21 protein-coding genes are annotated in these 20,655 nt (G+C 60.4%); 11 read left to right on the forward strand and 10 right to left on the reverse strand.

Annotated elements, in window-relative coordinates:
- Nucleotides 1-18 precede the first annotated feature (18 nt).
- The gene (locus PW789_RS05520; protein WP_299372637.1) at nucleotides 19-954 is read right to left on the reverse strand and encodes a TerC/Alx family metal homeostasis membrane protein; all 936 of its coding nucleotides are present in this window, start codon (nucleotides 952-954) and stop codon (nucleotides 19-21) included.
- A gap of 102 nt (nucleotides 955-1,056) precedes the next feature.
- A complete protein-coding gene (locus tag PW789_RS05525) occupies nucleotides 1,057-1,257 on the reverse strand; it encodes a hypothetical protein (RefSeq protein WP_299372640.1) in 201 nt (66 codons plus the stop codon).
- Nucleotides 1,258-1,502: 245 nt separating this feature from the next.
- On the opposite strand from PW789_RS05525, the gene PW789_RS05530 reads away from it, so the two are divergent.
- The gene (locus PW789_RS05530; RefSeq protein ID WP_299372643.1) at nucleotides 1,503-2,003 is read left to right on the forward strand and encodes a DUF3761 domain-containing protein; all 501 of its coding nucleotides are present in this window, start codon (nucleotides 1,503-1,505) and stop codon (nucleotides 2,001-2,003) included.
- A gap of 64 nt (nucleotides 2,004-2,067) precedes the next feature.
- Here PW789_RS05530 and PW789_RS05535 read toward each other — a convergent pair whose 3' ends face one another.
- Genes PW789_RS05535 through PW789_RS05550 form a run of 4 tightly spaced genes read right to left on the reverse strand, consistent with a single transcriptional unit; the run spans nucleotide 2,068 to nucleotide 6,311 of the window.
- Nucleotides 2,068-3,216 (reverse strand): PLP-dependent aspartate aminotransferase family protein, encoded by a 1,149-nt coding sequence (locus tag PW789_RS05535; protein ID WP_299372646.1) that lies wholly within the window; start codon nucleotides 3,214-3,216, stop codon nucleotides 2,068-2,070.
- A 24-nt stretch (nucleotides 3,217-3,240) separates the two neighbouring features.
- On the reverse strand, nucleotides 3,241-4,155 hold the full coding sequence (locus PW789_RS05540; RefSeq protein ID WP_299372649.1) for a PLP-dependent cysteine synthase family protein: 915 nt from the start codon (nucleotides 4,153-4,155) through the stop codon (nucleotides 3,241-3,243).
- 4 nt (nucleotides 4,156-4,159) lie between these two features.
- Nucleotides 4,160-5,263 carry a VWA domain-containing protein gene (locus PW789_RS05545; RefSeq protein ID WP_299372652.1) on the reverse strand — a complete coding sequence of 368 codons (1,104 nt, stop codon included), beginning with the start codon at nucleotides 5,261-5,263 and terminating at the stop codon, nucleotides 4,160-4,162.
- 31 nt (nucleotides 5,264-5,294) lie between these two features.
- The gene (locus PW789_RS05550) at nucleotides 5,295-6,311 is read right to left on the reverse strand and encodes a VWA domain-containing protein (RefSeq protein ID WP_299372655.1); all 1,017 of its coding nucleotides are present in this window, start codon (nucleotides 6,309-6,311) and stop codon (nucleotides 5,295-5,297) included.
- 440 nt (nucleotides 6,312-6,751) lie between these two features.
- Between PW789_RS05550 and PW789_RS05555 the strand changes: the two genes are divergently transcribed.
- From PW789_RS05555 to PW789_RS05575, 5 genes are all read left to right on the forward strand, one after another.
- Nucleotides 6,752-8,119, forward strand: a complete 1,368-nt coding sequence (locus PW789_RS05555; protein ID WP_299372658.1) for a DUF1015 domain-containing protein — start codon at nucleotides 6,752-6,754, stop codon at nucleotides 8,117-8,119.
- Nucleotides 8,120-8,239: 120 nt separating this feature from the next.
- Nucleotides 8,240-9,160, forward strand: a complete 921-nt coding sequence (locus PW789_RS05560; protein WP_299372661.1) for an N-acetylmuramoyl-L-alanine amidase — start codon at nucleotides 8,240-8,242, stop codon at nucleotides 9,158-9,160.
- Nucleotides 9,157-9,786, forward strand: a complete 630-nt coding sequence (locus PW789_RS05565) for a GerMN domain-containing protein (RefSeq protein ID WP_299372664.1) — start codon at nucleotides 9,157-9,159, stop codon at nucleotides 9,784-9,786. Before PW789_RS05560 ends, PW789_RS05565 begins: the two co-directional genes overlap by 4 nt.
- Entirely contained in the window at nucleotides 9,783-10,655 is an 873-nt protein-coding gene (murI, locus tag PW789_RS05570; RefSeq protein ID WP_299372667.1) for a glutamate racemase, read from the forward strand. Before PW789_RS05565 ends, murI begins: the two co-directional genes overlap by 4 nt.
- A gap of 54 nt (nucleotides 10,656-10,709) precedes the next feature.
- Nucleotides 10,710-11,090, forward strand: coding sequence for an EVE domain-containing protein (locus PW789_RS05575; RefSeq protein ID WP_299372670.1), 381 nt, complete (start codon nucleotides 10,710-10,712; stop codon nucleotides 11,088-11,090).
- 12 nt (nucleotides 11,091-11,102) lie between these two features.
- Here the strand turns inward: PW789_RS05575 and PW789_RS05580 are convergent, their stop codons facing one another.
- On the reverse strand, nucleotides 11,103-11,540 hold the full coding sequence (locus PW789_RS05580; protein ID WP_299372673.1) for a DUF2203 domain-containing protein: 438 nt from the start codon (nucleotides 11,538-11,540) through the stop codon (nucleotides 11,103-11,105).
- A 13-nt stretch (nucleotides 11,541-11,553) separates the two neighbouring features.
- Nucleotides 11,554-12,696, reverse strand: a complete 1,143-nt coding sequence (nadA, locus tag PW789_RS05585; RefSeq protein WP_299372676.1) for a quinolinate synthase NadA — start codon at nucleotides 12,694-12,696, stop codon at nucleotides 11,554-11,556.
- A 355-nt stretch (nucleotides 12,697-13,051) separates the two neighbouring features.
- Here nadA and PW789_RS05590 point away from each other — a divergent pair, with 355 nt between their 5' ends.
- The 5 genes from PW789_RS05590 (at nucleotide 13,052) to PW789_RS05610 (ending at nucleotide 17,548) form a co-directional block, all read left to right on the forward strand.
- Nucleotides 13,052-13,606 (forward strand): twin-arginine translocase TatA/TatE family subunit, encoded by a 555-nt coding sequence (locus PW789_RS05590; protein ID WP_299372679.1) that lies wholly within the window; start codon nucleotides 13,052-13,054, stop codon nucleotides 13,604-13,606.
- Nucleotides 13,599-14,384, forward strand: a complete 786-nt coding sequence (gene tatC / locus PW789_RS05595; RefSeq protein ID WP_299372682.1) for a twin-arginine translocase subunit TatC — start codon at nucleotides 13,599-13,601, stop codon at nucleotides 14,382-14,384. The genes PW789_RS05590 and tatC overlap by 8 nt, the downstream gene beginning before the upstream one ends.
- Nucleotides 14,381-15,319, forward strand: coding sequence for a M28 family peptidase (locus PW789_RS05600; protein WP_299372685.1), 939 nt, complete (start codon nucleotides 14,381-14,383; stop codon nucleotides 15,317-15,319). The genes tatC and PW789_RS05600 overlap by 4 nt, the downstream gene beginning before the upstream one ends.
- A gap of 73 nt (nucleotides 15,320-15,392) precedes the next feature.
- Nucleotides 15,393-16,286 carry a hypothetical protein gene (locus PW789_RS05605; protein ID WP_299372688.1) on the forward strand — a complete coding sequence of 298 codons (894 nt, stop codon included), beginning with the start codon at nucleotides 15,393-15,395 and terminating at the stop codon, nucleotides 16,284-16,286.
- 104 nt (nucleotides 16,287-16,390) lie between these two features.
- The gene (locus tag PW789_RS05610; protein WP_299372691.1) at nucleotides 16,391-17,548 is read left to right on the forward strand and encodes an acyl-CoA dehydrogenase; all 1,158 of its coding nucleotides are present in this window, start codon (nucleotides 16,391-16,393) and stop codon (nucleotides 17,546-17,548) included.
- Nucleotides 17,549-17,570: 22 nt separating this feature from the next.
- Here PW789_RS05610 and PW789_RS05615 read toward each other — a convergent pair whose 3' ends face one another.
- Together PW789_RS05615 and PW789_RS05620 are read right to left on the reverse strand one after the other, a co-directional pair.
- Nucleotides 17,571-19,868, reverse strand: coding sequence for a serine/threonine-protein kinase (locus tag PW789_RS05615; RefSeq protein ID WP_299372694.1), 2,298 nt, complete (start codon nucleotides 19,866-19,868; stop codon nucleotides 17,571-17,573).
- Nucleotides 19,861-20,574 (reverse strand): iron-containing redox enzyme family protein, encoded by a 714-nt coding sequence (locus PW789_RS05620; RefSeq protein ID WP_299372697.1) that lies wholly within the window; start codon nucleotides 20,572-20,574, stop codon nucleotides 19,861-19,863. The genes PW789_RS05615 and PW789_RS05620 overlap by 8 nt, the downstream gene beginning before the upstream one ends.
- Between the last annotated feature and the right edge of the window lie 81 nt (nucleotides 20,575-20,655).

A 20,655-nucleotide genomic window follows, 5' to 3' on the forward strand; every position in this document is an offset into this window, starting at 1 on the left:
CCTCGACCTCCGACAGGACTATGCCGCCTTGACCGGCCTCTTTGCCAGCGAAGCCAGGATCGTGATCGCCAGCATCGTTATGACAATTGCCAGCGACATCAGAGGCCTGATCTCGTAGATGTGTGCGATCAGCATCTTCACGGCTGCGAACGCCAGCACGGCTGCCAGTCCATAGTGCAGAAAGACAAGCTGCTTCAACAGTTGGGCCAGAAGGAAGTACAGCGACCGCAGACCCATCACGGCCATGATGTTCGAGGTATAGGCAAGTAGCGGATGCCGCGTGATGGACAACACTGCCGGAATCGAATCGATGGCAAAGACGAGGTCCGTCACCTCAATCGCCACCAGTGCCAGGCACAGCACGGTCATCATCCGGTGCCCATTCTCTCGTACCAGGAACTTATCTTGCCGCAGGCTCACAGGATGGAGGCGTGCGATCCACTTCAGCCATCCCGGCAGCTCTTCGGTGGTGCTCTCTTTTTCCGGCAGGACCAGTTTGACCGAAGCGATAAGCAGCACGACGGCGAAAATATAGCTGACCCATTCGAAGCGGCTCATCAGGCCGATGCCGGCAGCGATAAACGATCCGCGCATGACGATGGCGCCCACGACACCCCAGAAGAGGACCAGCGGCTGGCTCGCCTCCGTAACCCGGAAGACGCGAAACAACAGCAGAAAGACGAACAGGTTATCGATCGACAGGGCTTCTTCGATCGCATATCCCGCCAGATACTGCGTTGCCGCCTCTCCCCCCATCGCCCGGTAGAGAAATAGCCCAAATCCAAGAGCAGCGCCGATCCAAAGGCAGGTTGCCGCCACCGAGGTGGAGTGGAGCACCTGCGCTGCGCCATAACGCTGCCGCTGCGCTCGTACGTAAAAGTACTCCAGCGCCATCAGGGCAAAGACAAAGAGGTGAAATCCAACCCAGTAGCCAGTGGGTGTTGCAAGGGGCATCACTGTAGGATGCTATCGCACCCGTGAGCGCAGAAATCCTTCCTGCGCGATCCACAGGACACTCTCAGCAGATACTTTGCGGGGGGCTGACGCCGGACCGTTTTAGATGGTTCCCAGCACCAGCGAGTACACGGCGTAGACGCCGACGGCCAGCAGTCCCCACAAAAGGGAGGACATCACCAGACCGCCCAGAACCTGTCCTACCTGATGCCGTTCAAAGAAGTTCTCAGTGCGGGGAGACCATACGAACTCCTGGCGGGGGTCAGACTTGCTTCGCCAGTTCAGAAAAGTTGATGCCTGCATTGGCCTTGCCTCCAGCTTTATTCACAGCCTAGGGGAGCTTAAGCGGGTGCTTCCATACCACAAATGGGTAACTAGGCTGATTCTGCCTGCGATCCTTCTAGTATTTAGTCTCTATCGGCGGGTTTTTATGAGGCATCACTGCTTTTCTGTGAATGACACCATAATGGAACGGCGGTAGCATTAGGCCGCAACTGTATCGCACGACTCGCGAAATGGAAAGGGATCCTCCGATGAAAAAAACAGCTTTGGCAACTCTGACTTCGGCGTTCGCACTTTTGTTCGTACCGGCTGCCCTCTCCCAGACTCCGCCCGCAGGCGCAACCGGAGTCTGCAAAGACGGAACTTACTCCCAGGCAGCCTCGAAGAGCGGCGCATGCCGCGGGCACCAGGGCATCAAGGAATGGTATGCAGCGTCTGCGGCGACTCCTGCGGCAGCCAAGACAGCCACTTCTGCACCGGCAGCAACCCCGGCCCCAGCACCTGCTCCGGCACCGAAGGCTACGCCAGCTGCTCCAGCCGCCCCCGCCGCTGCCTCTGCGAAGATGTCTCCCTCTGCCCGCGCCGCAACCGTTGCCCAGGCACCCGGCGGAGGACCCGGAATGGTCTGGTTCAACTCGGAATCCAAGGTCTATCACTGCCCCGGCACGACCTTTTACGGAAAGACGAAGCAGGGCCAATACATGTCCGAAGCCGACGCCAAGGCCAAGGGCGGTCATGCTGACCACAACCACCCCTGCACGAAGTAAGATCGCGCTGCAACACAAAAGGCTCCCATTTCGCGGGAGCCTTTTGTGTTGTTTTGATCTGGAATTATCCGCCCAGTGCCTGCCCCAGGTCCGCAATGATGTCCTCAACGTCCTCGATTCCAACCGAGATTCGCATCAGGCCATCGGTGATGCCCAGCTTTGCCCGGCCCTCTGCTCCCACCGCCGCGTGCGTCATCGTCGCCGGATGGCACACCAGCGTCTCGACGCCACCCAGTGACTCCGCCAGGAACGCCAGCTTCAGGCGCTTGGCGAACTCGTTCGCCCGCTCCAGCGAGCCCAGCTCGATCGAGATCATCGAGCCGAAGCCCGTCTGCTGACGTTTCGCCAGTTCGTGCTGCGGATGGTCCTTCAGGCCGGGATAGAAGACCTGCTTCACCGACTCGTGGCCATGAAGAAAATCGGCGACCGCGCGCCCGTTGGCATCGTGCTGCTTCATGCGGACGGCCAGCGTCTTTACGCCGCGCAGTAGAAGGTAACTCTCAAAGGGAGAGAGGATGCCGCCGGTACACTTCTGAACAAAGCGGAAGCGTTCCGCCTGCTCCGGTTTGGTGCAGATCAGGACGCCCCCCAGGCCATCGGAGTGACCGTTGAGGAACTTCGTTGTCGAGTGCATCACAATGTCGGCTCCCAGTGCAATCGGCTGCTGCAGATATGGCGACAGGAAGGTATTGTCCACGCTCAACTCGACGCCCCGGGCATGGCAGATATCGGCGACTGCGCGAATATCCGTGATCGCCATCATCGGATTCGTGGGGGTCTCGATGTGCACCAGCTTCGTCTCGGGACGAATCGCCGCCGCTACGTTCTCCGCCACGCTGGTGTCCACGTAGGTGAAAGTCAGGCCGTAGTTCGTCAGCACTTTGTCGAAGACGCGCTGCGTTCCGCCGTAGACGTTATCGGAGCAGACCACGTGATCGCCCGTCTTCATCATCGTCAGCATCGCCGTGATCGCCGCCATGCCGGAGGCGAAGACATGCGCGCTGGTACCGCCTTCGAGCGAGCACAGACTCTCCTCCAGGGCATCGCGGGTGGGGTTCGTCAGCCGGGCGTACTCATGGCCCCTGTTCTTGCCGATCTCCTCCTGCTGATACGTTGAGGTCAGAAAGATCGGCACGTTGACGGCGCCGGTCAGACCCTCCGGCTCCTGCCCGTCATGAATTGCCCTTGTTGCAAATCCTCGTTTCTGCTCCATCTTTATCCTCTCTGGTAATTCCTTCTAACCCAGAAGCCCCTTCGAGAGATATCTCTCGGCAGAATCCGGAATTAAAGTTACGACGCGCTTCCCTGGACCTAACTCGGCGGCAACCTCGATGGCGGCACAGATCATGGCTCCTGCGCTGGAGCCCGCAAAAACACCTGCTTCTGCGGCCAATCGTTTGACCATTGCAAAGGCCGGAGGGTCCATCACTCGAATCACGCGATCGCAGACCGCGGCATCGAAGGTGGCGGGGAGGAAGGAGACGCCAATACCCTCCACCTTGTGCGGACCTGGCTCTCCGCCTTGAAGGATGCTGCCCTGCGGCTCGACCGCCACACAAAGAATGTCAGGCAAGCGTTTCTTCAGAAACCGCGCGACGCCGGTGAAGGTACCCGCAGAGCCGACACCCGAGACCCAGGCGTCGACCCGTCCCTGCATCTGCTCCCAGATCTCCGCCGCAGTTGTCTGTTCGTGAAAGTCCGGATTCGCGGGATTCTCAAACTGCAGCGCGGTAAAGGCCCCTTTGGTCGATTGGGCGTAGTCGATCGCCTGCTGGATTGCGCCCTTCATCCCTTCGGCCTCTGGCGTCCGGATCACGGTCGCTCCCAGGCCGCGCATCAGCATGCACTTTTCTTCGGCGAACTGTTGCGGGACGAAGAGCACGACCTTGTAGCCGCGGTTGACGCCGATCAGTGCCAGTCCGACTCCCGTGTTGCCTGCCGTGGCTTCGACGATGGTGCCGCCGGGCCGCAGCACGCCGCGTCGCTCCGCATCGAGTACGATCCCCAGCGCAGCGCGGTCTTTTACGCTGCCTCCGGGATTCAGATACTCCAGCTTGGCCCAGATCTCAGCGCCGCCCGCCGGCTCCAGCGCCTTCAGGCGCAACAGCGGCGTCTGTCCCACCAGGTCGAGAATTGTCTCCGCGATACGCATGTTCTCAGGGGTGTGCCGTCGCCGATCCCTGCTGAGGATCGTTCACCGAGGCATCGTCCTTGGGATTGACGACCTTTGGGTAGTAGCCGGTCCTGGTGCGCACAGAGAGCCTGCCCATGTTCTTGGCCTTAGCCTCCACATGAACCTGGCGGTAGCCCCCAAGCGTTGGCGACTTGGTCGAGTGATAGGCGATGGTGTACTGCGTGCGAATGTCCTTGGCAATCTCTGCCGCCACAGCGTCGACGTCCTTCAGCGACTTTGGGAAGTAGGCGGCGCCGCCGGTCTGTTCACTCAGAGTCTCCAGAACGCGGCGCGCATGGCGCGATTCACGCTTGTCGGTGTCTTCGCCGAAAAGGAGACCCATCGAATAGATCACCGGGCCGTCGAGATCCTGAATTCTGCGGATGGCCTGTTCCAGCGACGCCGTCGATGCGTTATCTTCGCCGTCTGTCACCACCAGCAGAACCTGCTTCGGATGCTTCGCGTTTTTCGTCAGATAGTCGGCCGAGGCTACCAGAGCGTCGTACACAGCCGTACCGCCGCTCGACTTCACGTAGGTCAGACCCTGGCGCAGCTTCTCGATGTCGTTGGTAAAGTCCTGGTCGATGAACGCCTCCCAGGAGAAGTCCACGACAAACGCCTCGTCGTCTTTATTGGAGAGGCGGATGAGGTTTAGCGCCGCATCGTCCACGGCGGCACGCTTGTCGTACATCGAACCGGAGCTATCGATCAACAGGCCAATCGAGACCGGAAGATCCTCGTGACGGAACGACGTAATTGTCTGCGGCACGCCATCTTCGTAGACGTGGAAGTCGTCTTTACCCAGTGTCAGGATCGACTTGCCGCCCTGGTCCAGAACAGTCGCGTTCAATCGCACCTCGTAGGCGTCGGTGCGTAAGGTGTACTTGCCGTTTTCGCGACCGATCTGCCCCGGTCCGGCTGGTCCCTGCGCGGAGGGTGCGCTGGCCGCTGGAGGGTCAGGATCGGGCGAAGCGATCGGGTCGCGATCGATCGTGAGAGATGGTTGTGCTGCCGAAGCAGGCTTTTGTGTCTGCGTTGCTACGGCCTGTCCGCTGAGCACGTTCGCTGAGGCCGGCCACGATAGCATTGCGAGCGCGACGGCGAACAGCGGCAGTGATCTACTCCGAAGGTGCATAGTACCCCTGGCGATTGTGCACCGTCAGAGGCGGAAGCCCCGGCGGCGGCACGAGTCGTATCTTCAATTTACGCCAGTTGCCATCCTTCTTCACCTCGGAGGGCCGGTAGCCGATCACGTACTCGTTACGCAACTCGGCACTGATGCGCGTGGCGATGTCCCCAAGGTCGCCGATGTCGGAGACGCGGAAGAGACGGCCTCCGGTCATCTCGCAGATATCGCTCAACAGGACGGGGCCCATCTGCTCTTCCTGCGTCGGTGCATATTGATCGAAGATGCCGATGGAATAGATCTGAACGTCGGCTTCACGGACGGCACGGCGCAACTCGCCCTCTGTGTAGCGGCTGCGATTGTCGCCGCCGTCGGAGATGATCAGCAGCGCCTTGCGTTCGTACTTGGCATCGCGGAGCTTGTTCATCGCCAGGTAAACGGCATCGATCAGCGCGGTGCGGTTCTCCGGCTTCAGCATCACCATGCGCGCTTCCACGTCATCCACATCCGACGTGTAATCGACGATGACTGCGGGGCGATCATTGAAGGCAACGACGAAGAACTCGTCCAGCGGATTGGAAGTGCGCATGAACTCGCTTAGAGCCTTGCGCGCGCGCATGAATTTGGAGCTCATGCTTCCGCTCAGGTCAAAGACGATACCGATTGTGACGGGAGCGTCCTCTGTGGAAAAGCTTTTGATCGTCTGACCGGCATTGTTGTCGTAGATCTCGAAGTTCTCCTTCTCCAATCCAGTCACCAGGCGATTCAGCGGATCGGTGACGGTCGCCGGCACCAGCACCAGGTTGACGTCCACGCGGATGCGAGAGTCGCGGCGGTGCGCCGTTGCCTCGGCGGCGACCTTATCGGCGCCTTCGATGACAGGTTTGGATTCCTCTGGAGTCTTTGGTGGAGGCGGCGGAGTGGAGGTGTGAATATTGCTCAGCGGATTTTCCTGGGCTGTAGCTCGTGTCGTCACCCCGCAAAGTACAAAGGCGACTACGCTCCACACGATGGCGGTCCGTGCCTTCCTCTGAAACCGACGGCATCGTTGACGGGTGCTTTCGTAATATGGTGTTCTCATCAGCATGGCTGGTCATCTCCGCGACCTGCACTGCATTGGACGGCCTGGGAAAGATCCTCTCAAATACGATAGGGCTGCGGCAGAGATTCCAGTCCGGCTCCGTCCGCAGACTATACACCGAAAAACGTCTGTAGCGTCACCCTGACGTGGTAGGCAGACGCAGGATTGTGAACAATTGCCATTTCTCTGTCACTGCCTGCAGGGATTCTTCAAACACCTACCGAATCAGTCCATGATCACAGCCATTTGGTTAAAAACGGAGCCTGATTCTACGACGCCGGAAGAGCCCTGATGGTGGCTTGATCATCGATCGCCAACACGAACCCCTTACAATCGCAGCAGATTAGTACGTTGGAGACTGAGACTTCATGGCCCGGATTTATCCGTTTCGCGCTCTTCGTTACGACATCAGCCGCGTCAAGATGGAAGACGTCGTCACCCAGCCGTACGACAAGATCACCCCGGCGATGCAGGAACGCTACTACCAGTCCAGCCCCTACAACCTGGTCCGCGTCATCCTCGGCCGGCATCTCGCCGCGGACGATGAACAGGAGAACGTTTACACCCGGGCAGCTGACACGCTGAAGATGTGGCGCCGGGAGGGCATTCTTGCGGAAGAGGCCGAGCCGGCGCTCTATGGCTACTCGCAGACCTACACCGTGCCTCACAGCGAAGAGGTGCGCGAGCGCCGTGGCTTCATCGCCCTCGGCCACCTCTACGACTATGCCGACAAGGTCGTCTATCGTCACGAGCAGACCTTTCCCAGGCACAAGAGCGACCGTATGAGCCTCTTCAAGGCCACGCGGGCCTACTGCGAACAGGTCTACATGCTCTACTCCGACCCGGCTTTTACGGCAGAAAAACTCATCTTCGGCGTCAAAGGCCCCAACGGTTTCGACGATAACCCTGCCGATCTTGCCATCACCGACGAGTATGGTGTGGTGCATAAGGTGTGGAAGCTGACCGATCCCGGGCTGATCAACCTGATCGTCACCGCCATGGCCGACAAGAAGCTGATCATCGCCGACGGCCACCATCGCTACGAGACCTCCGTGGCCTATGCAAAAGAGCGCTCCGCCCAGTTGAGTCTTCCGCTGGACCAGCCGCGTGGCGAGTACGACAAGGTGTCCAACGGCAGCCTTCCCGAGCCGCCGTTTCCCGAGGCCGCGATGATGATGACCTTCGTCAATATGGAGGCGCCGGGGATCACCATTCTGCCCACGCATCGCGTCGTCCACGGGCTGGAGAGGTTCTCTTCACCGGACTTCATCGTCAAGGCGAGTGCTTACTTCGACATCCGCGAGCTGGACAGCCCAGATGTCAGCGTGCTCGACGAGACAACGGGTGCCGCCTTCATCGCCGCAACCGGCGACGGAAATTATCTGCTGACCGCAAAGCCTGAAGCGATCGGCGAGCTGCTTAAGGATCTGCCCGCCCGTCAGCGCCAGCTCGATATCGTCCAGCTGCACCGCGTGATTCTCGACCAGTTGCTCGGACTCGACCCCGAGACCATCACGCGACTCGGCAGCGTCCAATATCTTCGCGAGGCGGAGGAGGCGGTTCAGATGGTCGCAGACGGCGAGGCCAACATAGCATTTCTCCTCAAGCCCATTACCCTTGAGCAACTTCGCGACGTCTCGCTGGCCGGGGACGTCATGCCCCAGAAGTCCACGGACTTCTACCCCAAGCTGCTGAGTGGACTGGCGATCTACGCTCTGGACCAGGCACGATCCTGAACAAGGCTCAGCGAAACGGCCGCTGTTTTCATTTGCATCGTTCCACCAGCCGGAAACTACTTTAGAATCTGCAAATCGTCCTGATGATCGTTACAATCAGTACACAACTCCCCAGTAACCGTGACTGAAATCCGCCTCTCCATTCTTACGGCAGCAACCGCACTGGTCCTTGGCGCTGCACCTCGCATCGCACAGGTTCCGGCGCCCTCTGCGCCCGTGGTCCCTCAGGCGCAGCCGGTGCTGCCGAAGCCGCAGCCAAATTTCTACCGCAACCTCATCGTGATCGATCCGGCCCACGGAGGTTCGGACCGCGGCGCACAGCTCACCAATGGCGCTTCGGAAAAAGACGTGACCCTCGCCTTCGCCCAGCGTCTGCGACCGGCGTTGGTCGCCCAGGGGTTCACCGTGGTCAGCACGCGCGACTCCGATCCTGCAGACTCTCTGCTTAACGACCAGCGTGCCGGAATAGCGAATCACAACCGTCCGCTCGCCTGCCTTCTGCTGCACGCCACCGAATCAGGCGCCGGGATCCATCTGGCCACCTCCTCGCTGGAGCCGACCGAAAATACGCCACGCGTGCAGCGATGGAGCAATGCGCAGTCCAGCTCCATTGCCATGAGTCAGCGCCTGGCCAACGAGGTGGGGCTGGCGCTGATGGATGCCCATCTCCCCGTCGTTCTGCTGCGTGCCTCGGTTCCGCCGGTCGACAACCTTACCTGTGCGGCAACGGTCGTCGAGATCTCCCCCTTCAAGCCTGAGAATGGAAACAAGTCGCAGGTCACGGACTCCCGCTACCAGCAGCGCATCGCCGACGCGATCGCGCAGGGGTTGGCCAGTTTCCGCACGCGGAATGCCCCGGCGCCTGCGTCGATACCGTCCACACCTGCGGTGCCCGCGCGTGCGCAGCCCTCGGAAGCTCCCCTGAAGAGCGCTCCCGCTCCTGCAAAGCCGCAGACTGTTCCTGCAAAGCCGTTAGGCCCTGCGGCAAGCATGGCAAAGCCGAGGCCACACGCCCTGGCGGGGAAGAGGGGGGCGCGATGATTCCTCGTTATCAACGCATCCTCTTCTGGAGCCTCACCGGAGCGATCCTTCTGATGTCGGCGTTTTTGTTGCGGGGCTGCCAGCAGGCACAGAAGCGTCTCACCGCTCTCAATAATGAGAGCCCTATCGCGGCTCCGACCTCAGCAGCGATCGAAGATGTCACGCTTTACCTGGCCAATGATGCGGATGGGACCATTACTCCCTCCACGGCAAAGGCAGCTCTTCCGCAGGATCCCACCCTCCGCGCCCGTGCCCTGCTGGAATATCTCCTTGGACAGTACGCGCAGCCCGACTCCGCTCATCCCATCAAGGGCGGTGCTGCCATCGATGATGTCTTTCTCCTGAACGACCCCGGTAGCAGGGAGAAAGGAAAGCTGGCCATCATCAACCTGCACGGTGACTGGGTGGCGAATCATCCCTCCGGCGTGGAAGTCGAGGACCTGACACTGAAGTCGATCATCGGCACGCTGCATGGAGCTCTGCCCGAGATCGCCCACGTCCGCTTCCTCGTCGACGGGCAGCAGCGCGAGACGCTGGCGGGCCACGCCGCGCTCAATCGCAGCTATCCGGCGATCGACACGACCGCCCGTCCCACCGCTCCCAGCGAGGCCGCAACCCAGCCATGAGCACAGAGAGCACGTCCCTGAGCACAGATATCACCAGCCGCCGCCCCGTCATCGGTGTCTTCGACTCCGGCTTCGGAGGCCTCACCGTTCTGCGGGAGCTTCTGCAGCTCATCCCGTCGGCGCACTACGTTTATCTCGGCGATACGGCGCGCCTTCCCTACGGTTCCAAGTCCCGCGAGACCATCGTCCGCTACGCGCTCTCCAGCGCGCAGTTTCTCGCGGCGAAGGGCGCGGATCTTCTGGTCATCGCCTGCAATACTGCCACCGCTCTTGCCCTCGAGGACCTTCAAGTCGCCCTGCCGATCCCGGTAGTCGGCGTCGTCGAGCCGGGAGCACGCGCTGCGCGCGACGCTGCAGGCCAGCAGGATGTAAGGTCGGACGACGTGCTGGTCCTGGCGACGAGCGCGACGACGCAGTCCGGTGCTTACACCCGTGCCCTGACCGCGCTGGGGCTGAATGCCACGGAGAAGGCATGTCCGCTGCTTGTGCCGCTGGTGGAAGAGGGCTGGCTCGAGCTTCCCATGTACAAGTCCGTGGCTCTTGAGGTTTTGCGGATTTATCTGATCGAGGCGCTGGCGCAGTCGCCGGGAGCTGCGACGCTGCTGCTGGGATGCACCCATTATCCGTTGCTCAAGCCGCTGATTGAGACGACGCTCAAAACGCTGCGTCACCCCATGCGCATCATCGACTCGGCCAATGCGACGGCGCGAGCTGTAGCTGAGTTGTTGCCCCGGTCAGAGGAGATCTCCGAAGGTGCGGCCTCCTGCGAGTTCTATGCCACCGACTCCGTGGAAAAATTCCAGAGGCTGGGTTCAATCTTTCTGGGTAGGGAACTGGCCTCGGTGCAGCTGCTCGATCTGGGCGGCTGACGCTCCGGTTGCGCTCCGGCCCACTTTCAACGCAATCTAGCCAAGGACATAACGATGCCTTTTCTGCTCAAGAGCGAACCGAACAAGTACTCCTACGATGACCTGCTGCGCGACGGCGAGACCGTCTGGGACGGCATCGCCAACCCGCAGGCCCTGATGTCGCTGCGCAATATGAAGAAGGGCGAAAAGCTGGTCATCTACCACTCCAACATCGGCAAGGCCGCTATTGGCACTGCCAAGGTGTTGTCGGTTGACGCCACCGACCCCAAGAATCCGCTGGTTCGCATTGCGCCGGTGAAGCGTCTGAAGCGCGAAAAGCCGCTGGCGGAGATCCGTGCCGCCGGAGTCTTCAAGGACTCGATCATGTTCCGCCAGTTCCGGCTCTCCGTCGTTCCGCTGACGGACGAGCAGTACGACTGGCTCGTGGCGCCCTAGACACCTTGATCGTTAGTTGGGGCGCTCGTCCTGCGTGCCGTGAAATCGGTGATCGAGCGGCTTGCGCCCCGCAAAACCTTCTTCGGCCGAGTGCCAGAAGGCGATCTCTGTCTCGCCCTGCTTCCAGCAAAGCAGCACGGTCTTTCCTTCCAACAGGCAGGGGAAGTCCAGAAGACCCTTCTCGAGATCCTTCACCTGGACGCCGATCGATTCAATCTCGGCCAGCGCGTCCTTGGTCTCCTGCAGAGCCTTGTCGCGCTCGGCGCGGCGCCGGGCTGCCTTAGCCACATCGACGTGCATGCCGCCGCTGATTGCAATCTGCTGGCGCAGGTTCTCCAGCTCCACTTCGATTGTTGCGCAGAGACTTCCCTGGACCTGCGCGCGGCGCAGAAGCGTCTCCAGAACCGGCAGAAGCTCCTGCGCCTCGCTAAGGGTGAACGTACGGCTCAAGCGTGGTCTCCTCTCAGGCCTTGACCTCAAGCATCCGGTCCAGCGCTACCTTGGCCCAGTGCTTGACGTCGTCATCGACCTTGATGCGGTTGACGACGGTGCCCTGCAGCAGGTTCTCCAGCGACCAGGCCAGATGCTGCGGCGAGATGCGATACATCGTAGTGCACAGGCACCCCGAATCGTCGAGCGTGATGACCTTCTTTCCCAGAGGGGCAAAACGCTTGGCCAGGCGATTGACGAGGTGGATTTCGGTACCCACGGCGAAGCTTGCTCCCTCGGGGGCTTTCTCGATCACCTCGATGATGCGCTCCGTCGAGCCGATGGCGTCGGCCTTCTGGCAGACCTCCCAGCGGCATTCGGGGTGAACGATCACCTGCATGCCGGGGTCGGTGGCGCGAATACGGTCGACATGCTCCGGTAGAAACCGCTGATGCACCGAGCAGTGGCCCTTCCAGAGGATGACCTTTGCCGCCTTCAGGCGGTCAGGCGAGAGGCCGCCGTTGATCTGGTACGGATCCCAGACCACCATCTCGCTGAGTGGAATGCCCATGGCAAATGCCGTGTTGCGGCCCAGGTGCTGGTCGGGAAGAAATAAAATCTTTGGCTTACGGGCGAAGGCCCACTCAAAGGCTCCATGGGCGTTCGACGAGGTGCAGACCAGGCCGCCGCGCTCGCCGCAGAACGCTTTAATCGCCGCGGCAGAGTTCATGTAGGTAAGCGGCAGGATGTCTTCGGTCAACCCGGCACGCTCGAGCGAGTCCCAGCAGTCCTCGACCTGTCCGATCTCGGCCATGTCGGCCATCGAACAGCCGGCGTTCAGGTCAGGCAGAATCACTTGCTGGAAAGGCTTGGCGAGCACATCCGCGGTCTCGGCCATAAAGTGGACGCCACAGAACAGCATGTACTTGGCATCGGTCTGCGAGGCCACCTTCGAGAGCTTGTAGCTGTCGCCGGTGTAGTCGGCGAACCGGATCACCTCGTCGCGCTGGTAGTGATGGCCCAGCAGAACGACGTCGGTTCCCAGCGTGGCACGCGCCGCAGCGATGCGGGCATCCATGGTGTGGTCCGGTTGCGAGAGATAGTGATCGAGGGAACAGGAATCCTGTACTGCAACTGTCGCGGATGGTACCGCGACCTCTTCCAGTAAAACGCTCAAGTTACTCCGCCTTCAGCCTCACTAGGACGTCAGGTGCCGGACAACTCATTGCACGGCGCCGTCTTCTGTCCTTGAGACGGGGATGTTGAAAGCATGCACTGCGCGGCTGCAGCGAACTCGCTGTTTCGAAGATCTCCGAAACCCAGCTCGCGGGGATGTTGCAACCAAACTCACTTCAACTGCCTTACAGAAGCCAGGTCGCCCTGTCTTCAGGTAATTGGACGTGCAGCAGGCCGAAACGATACATCTTTCTTCATTCCGGACCTTCACGGCCGCAAGCCTTTACACCATAGATCTTACAACAACGTAAAGGCTTCTCCGGCTGCCATTGTTTGCACCCCGTCGAGGCCTTATCATGGTGATACTTATGCCGAGCTTCGGCGACAGCGCTTTTATCTTCATTCTCGCCCTCATCCTCTTCGGTCCGAAGAAGCTGCCCGAGCTCGCCCGCCAATTGGGCAAGCTCATGGGTGAGTTTCGTCGTGCCTCCAACGAGTTCCGCATTCAGATGGAGGACGAGCTTCGTGTCTCCGAGCAGGAGGAGCAGCAGAAGAAGATCGCTGCCATGGAGGCCGCCGCGCCCCAGCCGCCTGCGCTCGAATCGGCCACGGAAAACAGCATCGCCCAGCCTGCCGAAACGTCTGTTGTTGCCGAGTCCTCGGTTACAGAGGAGCAGGCGACGTCGCTGGAGCAGAAGCCGTTGCCCATCGCTACCTCGGGCGAACTGAACATGATGCCACCTTCGACCGGACTGCCTGTATCGAGTTCTTCTTCGGTCTCGCAGGCCTTCGATTCGGCACCGCAGGTCGAAGATCCGGCCGCTCCCGCATCCCACTTCACCGACCCATCTCAGGGGCAGACGCCAGATGCTCCTGATCACAATGTAAGCGAGGCCCAGGTACATGGATGATCTCGTCGACCGCGCTCGCGCCGCCGTAACGGATCGCGCTGAGCTGCCGGGCATGAGCCTGATGGAGCATCTCGCCGAGCTCCGCACGCGCATTATTCACTCCGTTGTCTATCTGCTGATCGGCTTTGCCGTGGCCTATGCCTTTCACGAGAAGTTGTACGGTATCGTGCAGGCGCCGCTCGATCAGCTTCATATCGAGCTGAACTTCACCCACCCCACCGATGGTCTCAACCTGTATCTGAAGACGGCGCTGGTTGCGGGTGCGATCCTCGCAAGTCCGTTCATCCTTTATCAGCTCTGGCTGTTTATCTCGCCCGGCATGTATGCGAACGAGAAGAAGTACGTGTGGCCGTTTATGGGGGCAACCATTGGCCTCTTTATGACGGGCGCCTGGTTCGGCTACCGCTGGGTGCTGCCGGGTGCCATCAAGGTGCTCGTGCTCGACTTCGGCAAGCGCTTCCATCCCATTCTTACGATCGAGGACTACACCGGCTTCTTCATGGCGGTCATTCTCGGCCTGGGGATATGCTTCGAGCTTCCGATCCTCATCTTCTTTCTCTCGTTGTTTGGAATCGTCGACGCGAAGTTTCTGCTGAAGCACTTTCGTTATGCCGTACTGGTCATCTTCGTGATCGCCGCCATCATCTGCCCGTCGCCCGAGCCCACGGCCATGTGCCTCTTCGCTCTGCCGATGCTGGCGCTCTACTTCCTCGGCGTGGGCGTGGCCTTCTTCGTCCATCCCAACCGCCGCAAGGCTATTGAGAAGAAGACTGCATGAGACGTCTCGCCCTTCTGCTGTGTGCGTTTGCCGCAACCTTCCCTGCTGTCGGGCAGAGGCCTGCGACGGCACATGCAGCGGGGAAGTTCAGTGGGCAGGCAGCTTACGATGTCACAAAGCAGTTCATTGCGGCAGCTCCACACCGCTGGGTCGGTTCGCCCGATCACACCAAGGCCGAGGCATTCATCCGGTCGCACTTCACGGCCGAGGCCGCCAAGGGCAACGTTGAGGCCGATCCCTTCACCGCCTCTACGCCGGCAGGACAGATGGCGATGAAGAACTTCATCGTTCGCTACCCCGGCAAGAAGGACGGCGTCATCGTCATCGCGTCCCACTACGAGACGAACTACCCGCTGCGGGATATCAACTTTGTCGGCGCCAACGACGGTGGCGCAACGTCGGCCTTTCTGATCGAACTTGGAGCGTATCTTCGAGCTCATCCGCCCGAGGGGTACAGCGTCTGGCTGGTCTTTGATGATGGGGAAGAGGCCATCGACTCCTGGAGCGACCGCGACTCGCTCTATGGCACCCGCCACCTGGCGGCGAAATGGTCGCAGGACGGAACCATCAAGAAGATCAAGGCTTTTATGGTCGTCGACATGATCGGCGACAAGGACCTCAATATCGACCGGGACTCCAACTCGACTCCGTGGATGCTCGACCTGCTGGCGACAGCTGCCAAGAACACCGGTCACTCAGCCTTCGTCTTCAAAAACTCCACGGCGGTTATGGATGACCATCTTCCATTCCAGCGGCGTGGCGTGCCTGTTCTCGACATCATCGACCTCGACTACGGGCCGCCCACCAGCGAACATCCCGAAGGCGGTTACCACCACACCGCCCTCGATACGCTCGATAAGATCAGCCCTCATTCATTGCAGATCGCGGGCGATCTGGTTGTCGAGATGATCCACCTGATCAACCAGCACGGTTAGTTTTGGCTCTGGCCAACAGGCCCCAAACCGACGCACAATAGACGACAGTTCCAATCTCATTTGAGGACTCCCCGTGCTTCGAACATTTGTCTGCGCCTGTATGCTTTTCTGCCTCTCTCTTTCCGGCTTCTGCCAGTCCTCGTCCCTCGAGCAGTACTTCAAGGGTAAGGAGGTTACGGTCAAGCTCGACTTGCCGGGGACGCAACGCGGCGTGGACCTCAAATTCAGCGATTCGTCACCCATGAACTGGAAGGAATACTCCTCAAGAATCAAGGCCAACGGCGTTTCCATTCATAAAGGAGACGTCGCGCGTATTACAAACTTCGTGGTCAAAAAAGACATGATTGAGCTGCAGCTCGACGGCGGCGGATTCGGCACCTTCGGCGATGACTCTACCACCACCGTCAGCCCAAGGATCGAAGGCAAGAGCGACTACGAGCGCGATCTCGAACGGCAGCTGGATCGTACGACCGACCCGGAGCAGCGCAGACGGATACAGAACGATCTTGATCGTGCGCGTTCGAAACGAGAGAGCCAGAACTCACGAAATTCGGGAGACGCCCAGATTGCCAGCCAGATCAAGGCGCAGCAGGTTGCGGACAAGCGCCTGCGCGGCGGCTCCCGCTTCAATCTGCGTTGGCAGGGAACAATTCCGCCGGACCTTCGCAACCCGGAGGCCGTGATGTCCCTGCTGGCGGAGTATCTCAGCTTCGATGCTCCCGGCCAGATGGCCCCATCGGGCTCCGCGGAGGTTGCGCAGAAGCCCGACTCTCCGGTCTCGCAGCTGCATCGGGGCATGACCGTCGACGAAGTTGCGAAGCTGCTGGGGCAGGGCAAGCTTCTCTCGGAGAGCGTGTCTGCGGATGGCCTCAAGACGCAGGTCTACGAATATTCCGGCTCGGGCATGACCACTCAGGTCACATGCGTGGAGGGGGTCGTCATCAAGTATTCGATGGCCTCGCACTAGTAAACGCGCGCTCAGGCTCTCCCGGCAGGCACACGCCAGATTATCCACGAATGTGATAGCGTGATAAGCCTCGCTTATGGATAGCGAGGATGGGAGGGGCGTGGATGTTTGGTTTGACCGGAGAGCAGGAGCAGCTGCGGAGGGAGGTGCGGGCCTTCGCAGAGCGCGAGATCGCGCCGCACGTCATGGAGTGGGACGAGAAGAGCGAGTTCCCGCATGACGTAGTGAAGAAGCTGGGCGAGATGGGCCTGATGGGGGTCATCTTCCCTGAAGATCTTGGCGGGACGGGCATGGGCTATGTCGAATATGTCCTCGCCATCGAAGAGCTATCCCGAGTCGACGGTAGCGTTGGCATCATTGTTGCCGCGCACAATTCTCTCTGCACCAACCACATCATGCTTGCAGGCGACGACGAGCAGCGCCATCGCTGGATTCCGCGGCTGGCCAGCGGAGAATGGCTCGGTGCATGGGGGCTCACCGAGCCGGGTTCGGGCTCCGACGCTGGTGGTGCGCGGACCACGGCAACGAAGAAGGGCGATAGATGGGTGCTCAACGGTTCGAAGACCTTCATCACGAATGGCAGCTACGCCAACTGCGCCGTCGTGCTGGCCGTGACCGACAAGGAGAAAGGGACTCATGGCGGCGTCTCGGCCTTTCTCGTTGAGCGGGGTACGCCCGGCTTTCGCTCCGGCAAGAAAGAGAACAAGCTTGGCCTGCGCGCAAGTGATACGGCGGAGCTGATCTTTGAGAACTGCGAGATCCCGGAGGAAAACCTGATCGGGGGCCTTGGAGACGGATTCAAAGACGCCATGCGGGTGCTCGATGGCGGCCGCATCTCGATTGCGGCACTAAGTCTCGGCATAGGACGCGGCGCGCTCGACGCTGCGATGAAGTACGCAAAGGAGAGGCGGCAGTTCGGAAAGACGATCAGCGAGTTCCAGGCGATCCAGTTCAAGCTGGCCGATATGGCGACCGAGCTGGATGCAGCGTGGCTGCTGACCATGCGCGCCGCACAGATGAAGGACGCTAAGCAGAAGGTGACGCTGGAATCCGCGATGGCCAAGCTCTACGCCAGCGAAGCAGCCTGTCGTATCTGCGACGAAGGCGTACAGATTCACGGTGGCTACGGATTTATCAAGGATTATCCGGCGGAGAAGTTCTATCGCGATGTGCGGCTCTGCCCCATTGGAGAAGGAACCAGCGAGATTCAGCGCATGGTCATCGCACGCGAACTGCTGGGCAAGGCTCCCAGCCGCGGGTGATCAGAGTCAGGAGGGTTCGCCGCTAGACCTCGAAGGCTTCCCATTGTTCACGGACGCGGTCGACCAGCTCATCGAAGGAGTCGGCGTGCCGCACCGTCGCCAGCAGTGGGTCCCAGCGGCTGATCATGGGGTAGTTGATGAATCCCTTCTGGAGAGCCTTCTCCAGCCAGAGGACCGCGTTGGGCGCATCGCCGATCACCGCATAGCACTGGGCAAAGTTCCAGGAGTAGTGCGGATCGCACTCGGTAATCTGGCTGAGCTCGGGCGTCATGGCACGATCCATCCACTCGCGGTCGCCAGTCAGCGCAGCCTGCATCACCGTGCCGATCTGCGAGAAGAAGTGACCGGGATGCATCTCGTCGATCGCACGCATCTGTGCCACGGCTTCGTCGTTGCGGCGCAGCAGAGCGAGAATCTGTCCCCGGCACCAGAGCAGCATCGCATTCGTAGGGTCGAGGCGGATTGCGTCATCGAACGATGGCAGGGCATCGGCGAACTCCCCTCCCATCAGGGAGAGCAGACCGGGAATGAAGCGATAGACCGGCGTCAGCGGATCGATATCGAGGATGCGGCGTGCCAGCGGCATGGCGGCATGCGCCTTTCCGCTCAGGCCGCAGACGGCGGAGTACCAGCTCAGGGTGTCGGAGTCGTTGGGGTCGGCGCTGATCGCCCGTTTCAACAGCCGCACCGCGCGCTGGCTGTCACCCTCCTGCACGCTGATCAGTCCCAGCAGCCGAAAAGCGTGCGCGGACTCCGGATCGAGCTCCAGCGCCTCGTTCGCGCACTCCCGCGCCCGCGCCAGGTAGGCCATATCGGACGAGATGCCGGCGTTGATGTACTGCCAGTAAACCTGTCCCTTGGCCGCAAGCAGCAGTGCGTTCTTGCCGACGATGCTCTCGCCGGCATCCAGATACTCGAGTGCACGCGCCAGCGCGTCCTCGGAGTAGTTGAGGATCTCGTGTTTCGCCATCAGGTAATGGCGATAGGCTTCAGCATCCGGCAGAGGCCTTTCGAGCATATGTTTGTCCTCAGAAGGAGAGAGTTTGATCTTCAATGCAGACACGATCTGGCGCGAGATGTTTTCCTGGATGTCGAAGACGTCATCCAGGGTTCCATTGAACTTCTCTGCCCAAACCAGGGAGTTATTCTGCGGGTCGATCAACTGCGTTGTCACACGGATTCTGGCGTTTGTATCCAGCGAGGCGCCCTTGCTGAGACGCACAGAGCCCTCGAGCACATAACGCACATTCAGATCTCGTGCAATCTTCTGTGGCGAATCTTTCGTCCCCTTCAACTGCATCGCCGATGCTCTGCAGATAATGCGCAGAGCATGCACGCTGGACAGATCGGTGATGATCTCGTCGGTCAGGCCGTCGCAGAAGTACTGCGCTTCGTTCTCGGCTCCCATGGTGCTGAAGGGAAGCACCACGACGGACGGCGTATCGCGATTCCCGCCGTAGTCGAGCATCAACGTCGGCAGAGCGACCGTGAAGGTCGAGCCGGAGGAGGTCAGCGTTCCCAGGGCGGCGATGAATTCCGCCGCATTCTGAAAGCGGTTGGAAGGCTCCTTCTCCAGTGAGCGCTGCAGCGCGAGCCGCAGGCTGCTCGGCAGGTCGGAGCGAAAGTCGGTGACCGGGCGTGGTGTCAGGTGGACGATCGCATCGAAGACCGTGTACGGCGTGTCGCCGTTGAACGGCAGCTTGCCGGTGAGCATCTCGTACAGACACACGCCGACGGCCCAGAGATCGGCTCGGTGGTCGACGGGCTTGGAGTGCACCTGCTCGGGAGCCATATAGCTGATGGTTCCGACGATGATGCCGGTCTCGGTAAGCGCCCGTTGAATATTTGAGCGCCGCGCCAGGCCGAAGTCGACGATCTTTACCTGCCCCTCGGGGTTGATGATCAGGTTCGAAGGCTTCACGTCGCGATGGATGATGCCCTTGGAGTGGGCGTGCTGCAGTCCGGAGAGTAGCTGTGTGGTGAGCACCGAAGCGGTCGCGCTGTCGAGTGGCCCGCGTGTAATGCGCTGGGCCAGTGTCTCGCCGTCGTAGTAGCCCATCACCAGGATGATCTGTCCGTCGGGCAGCTCTTCGATGTGATGGATGCGGCAGATGTTCGGATGATCCAGCACGGAGGCAGCGCGTGCCTCTTCCAGCAGGCTATGCTTCTGCTTGTCGTCAGCCAGCACGGAGGGAGAGAGGCTCTTCAGGGCAACGGTCCGGTGCAGCAGAAGGTCTTCAGCCTTGCAGACAATTCCCATAGCCCCGGCCCCCAGCTGCTCCAGGACTTTGTAATGCGAGATGGTCTGGCCTTCAACCATAAGCGGGTGCCGGTGCGTCAAACGAGTGCTGGAGGGATGCAGCGTGAAGGCTCGTCAATTCTTCGAGAATCGCTGCAACCGAATCGATGGTTTGAAAGGCGCTGAGGGCGATGTACTCTTCCTGCTCAGTCGTCAGCGGCATGGCATCGAGCGTGCTGTTCAACTCGGCGATATGGTGCGGATCATTGTCCGCGTGCTCATGCAGGCAGCGGAAGGCCGACGCAGGCAGACCCGTGCGCCTGCGAATCATCTCCAGCTCCGCAGCTACGGGGGGCTTTCCCTCAAGGACAATCAGGTATCCGAACACCGCTACGGGATGAATGTTGAGTGCCCAGAAATACTGGGCTCCCAGAAGGGAAACAACCGCTGCAAGCGGCGTCGCGCCTGCAACCTCTTCCGGCGAGATCCCGAGCGTGCCAATGTCATCCAGCAGCCACGCGTCATGGTCTTTCTCTTCGAGGATGTGCTCTTCCAGATACTCTGCCACGATAGCTGCCACTGGATCGCCGGGCATCGACAGCGCACGCTCACGCGCGATGCGCATCAGGTCGATTCCACCCTTCATGACTCGGTGGAGCTGCACCAGGAACGATGGCAGAATCTCCGCCAGCTGCGGATGGGACCAGAAGGCTTGTGTGGCGGCATGGAGACGCGGTTCGGCGAGCCGAATCTTGCTCCAGAGAACGTTACTGTGCGACAGAGACATGGCTTTCTACGGACGACTCTACGGGTGAAATAGCCTGTTCGGTTTGGAGAGAAGATAGGCCCAGCAATACGCAGTTGCGCA

This window comes from Edaphobacter sp. (assembly GCF_028283685.1).
Classification (GTDB): domain Bacteria; phylum Acidobacteriota; class Terriglobia; order Terriglobales; family Acidobacteriaceae; genus Edaphobacter.

Bases quoted from the DNA above. Each gene is read 5' to 3' on its own strand.
- PW789_RS05575 (WP_299372670.1), top strand. From the start codon at position 10,710: ATGCCTTTTCTGCTCAAGAGCGAACCGAACAAGTACTCCTACGATGAC.
- PW789_RS05610 (WP_299372691.1), top strand. From the start codon at position 16,391: ATGTTTGGTTTGACCGGAGAGCAGGAGCAGCTGCGGAGGGAGGTGCGG.
- PW789_RS05565 (WP_299372664.1), top strand. From the start codon at position 9,157: ATGATTCCTCGTTATCAACGCATCCTCTTCTGGAGCCTCACCGGAGCG.
- PW789_RS05600 (WP_299372685.1), top strand. From the start codon at position 14,381: ATGAGACGTCTCGCCCTTCTGCTGTGTGCGTTTGCCGCAACCTTCCCT.
- PW789_RS05540 (WP_299372649.1), bottom strand. From the start codon at position 4,155: ATGCGTATCGCGGAGACAATTCTCGACCTGGTGGGACAGACGCCGCTG.
- murI (WP_299372667.1), top strand. From the start codon at position 9,783: ATGAGCACAGAGAGCACGTCCCTGAGCACAGATATCACCAGCCGCCGC.
- PW789_RS05525 (WP_299372640.1), bottom strand. From the start codon at position 1,257: ATGCAGGCATCAACTTTTCTGAACTGGCGAAGCAAGTCTGACCCCCGC.
- PW789_RS05555 (WP_299372658.1), top strand. From the start codon at position 6,752: ATGGCCCGGATTTATCCGTTTCGCGCTCTTCGTTACGACATCAGCCGC.
- PW789_RS05620 (WP_299372697.1), bottom strand. From the start codon at position 20,574: ATGTCTCTGTCGCACAGTAACGTTCTCTGGAGCAAGATTCGGCTCGCC.
- PW789_RS05615 (WP_299372694.1), bottom strand. From the start codon at position 19,868: ATGGTTGAAGGCCAGACCATCTCGCATTACAAAGTCCTGGAGCAGCTG.
- tatC (WP_299372682.1), top strand. From the start codon at position 13,599: ATGGATGATCTCGTCGACCGCGCTCGCGCCGCCGTAACGGATCGCGCT.
- PW789_RS05520 (WP_299372637.1), bottom strand. From the start codon at position 954: ATGCCCCTTGCAACACCCACTGGCTACTGGGTTGGATTTCACCTCTTT.
- PW789_RS05535 (WP_299372646.1), bottom strand. From the start codon at position 3,216: ATGGAGCAGAAACGAGGATTTGCAACAAGGGCAATTCATGACGGGCAG.
- PW789_RS05545 (WP_299372652.1), bottom strand. From the start codon at position 5,263: ATGCTATCGTGGCCGGCCTCAGCGAACGTGCTCAGCGGACAGGCCGTA.
- PW789_RS05590 (WP_299372679.1), top strand. From the start codon at position 13,052: ATGGTGATACTTATGCCGAGCTTCGGCGACAGCGCTTTTATCTTCATT.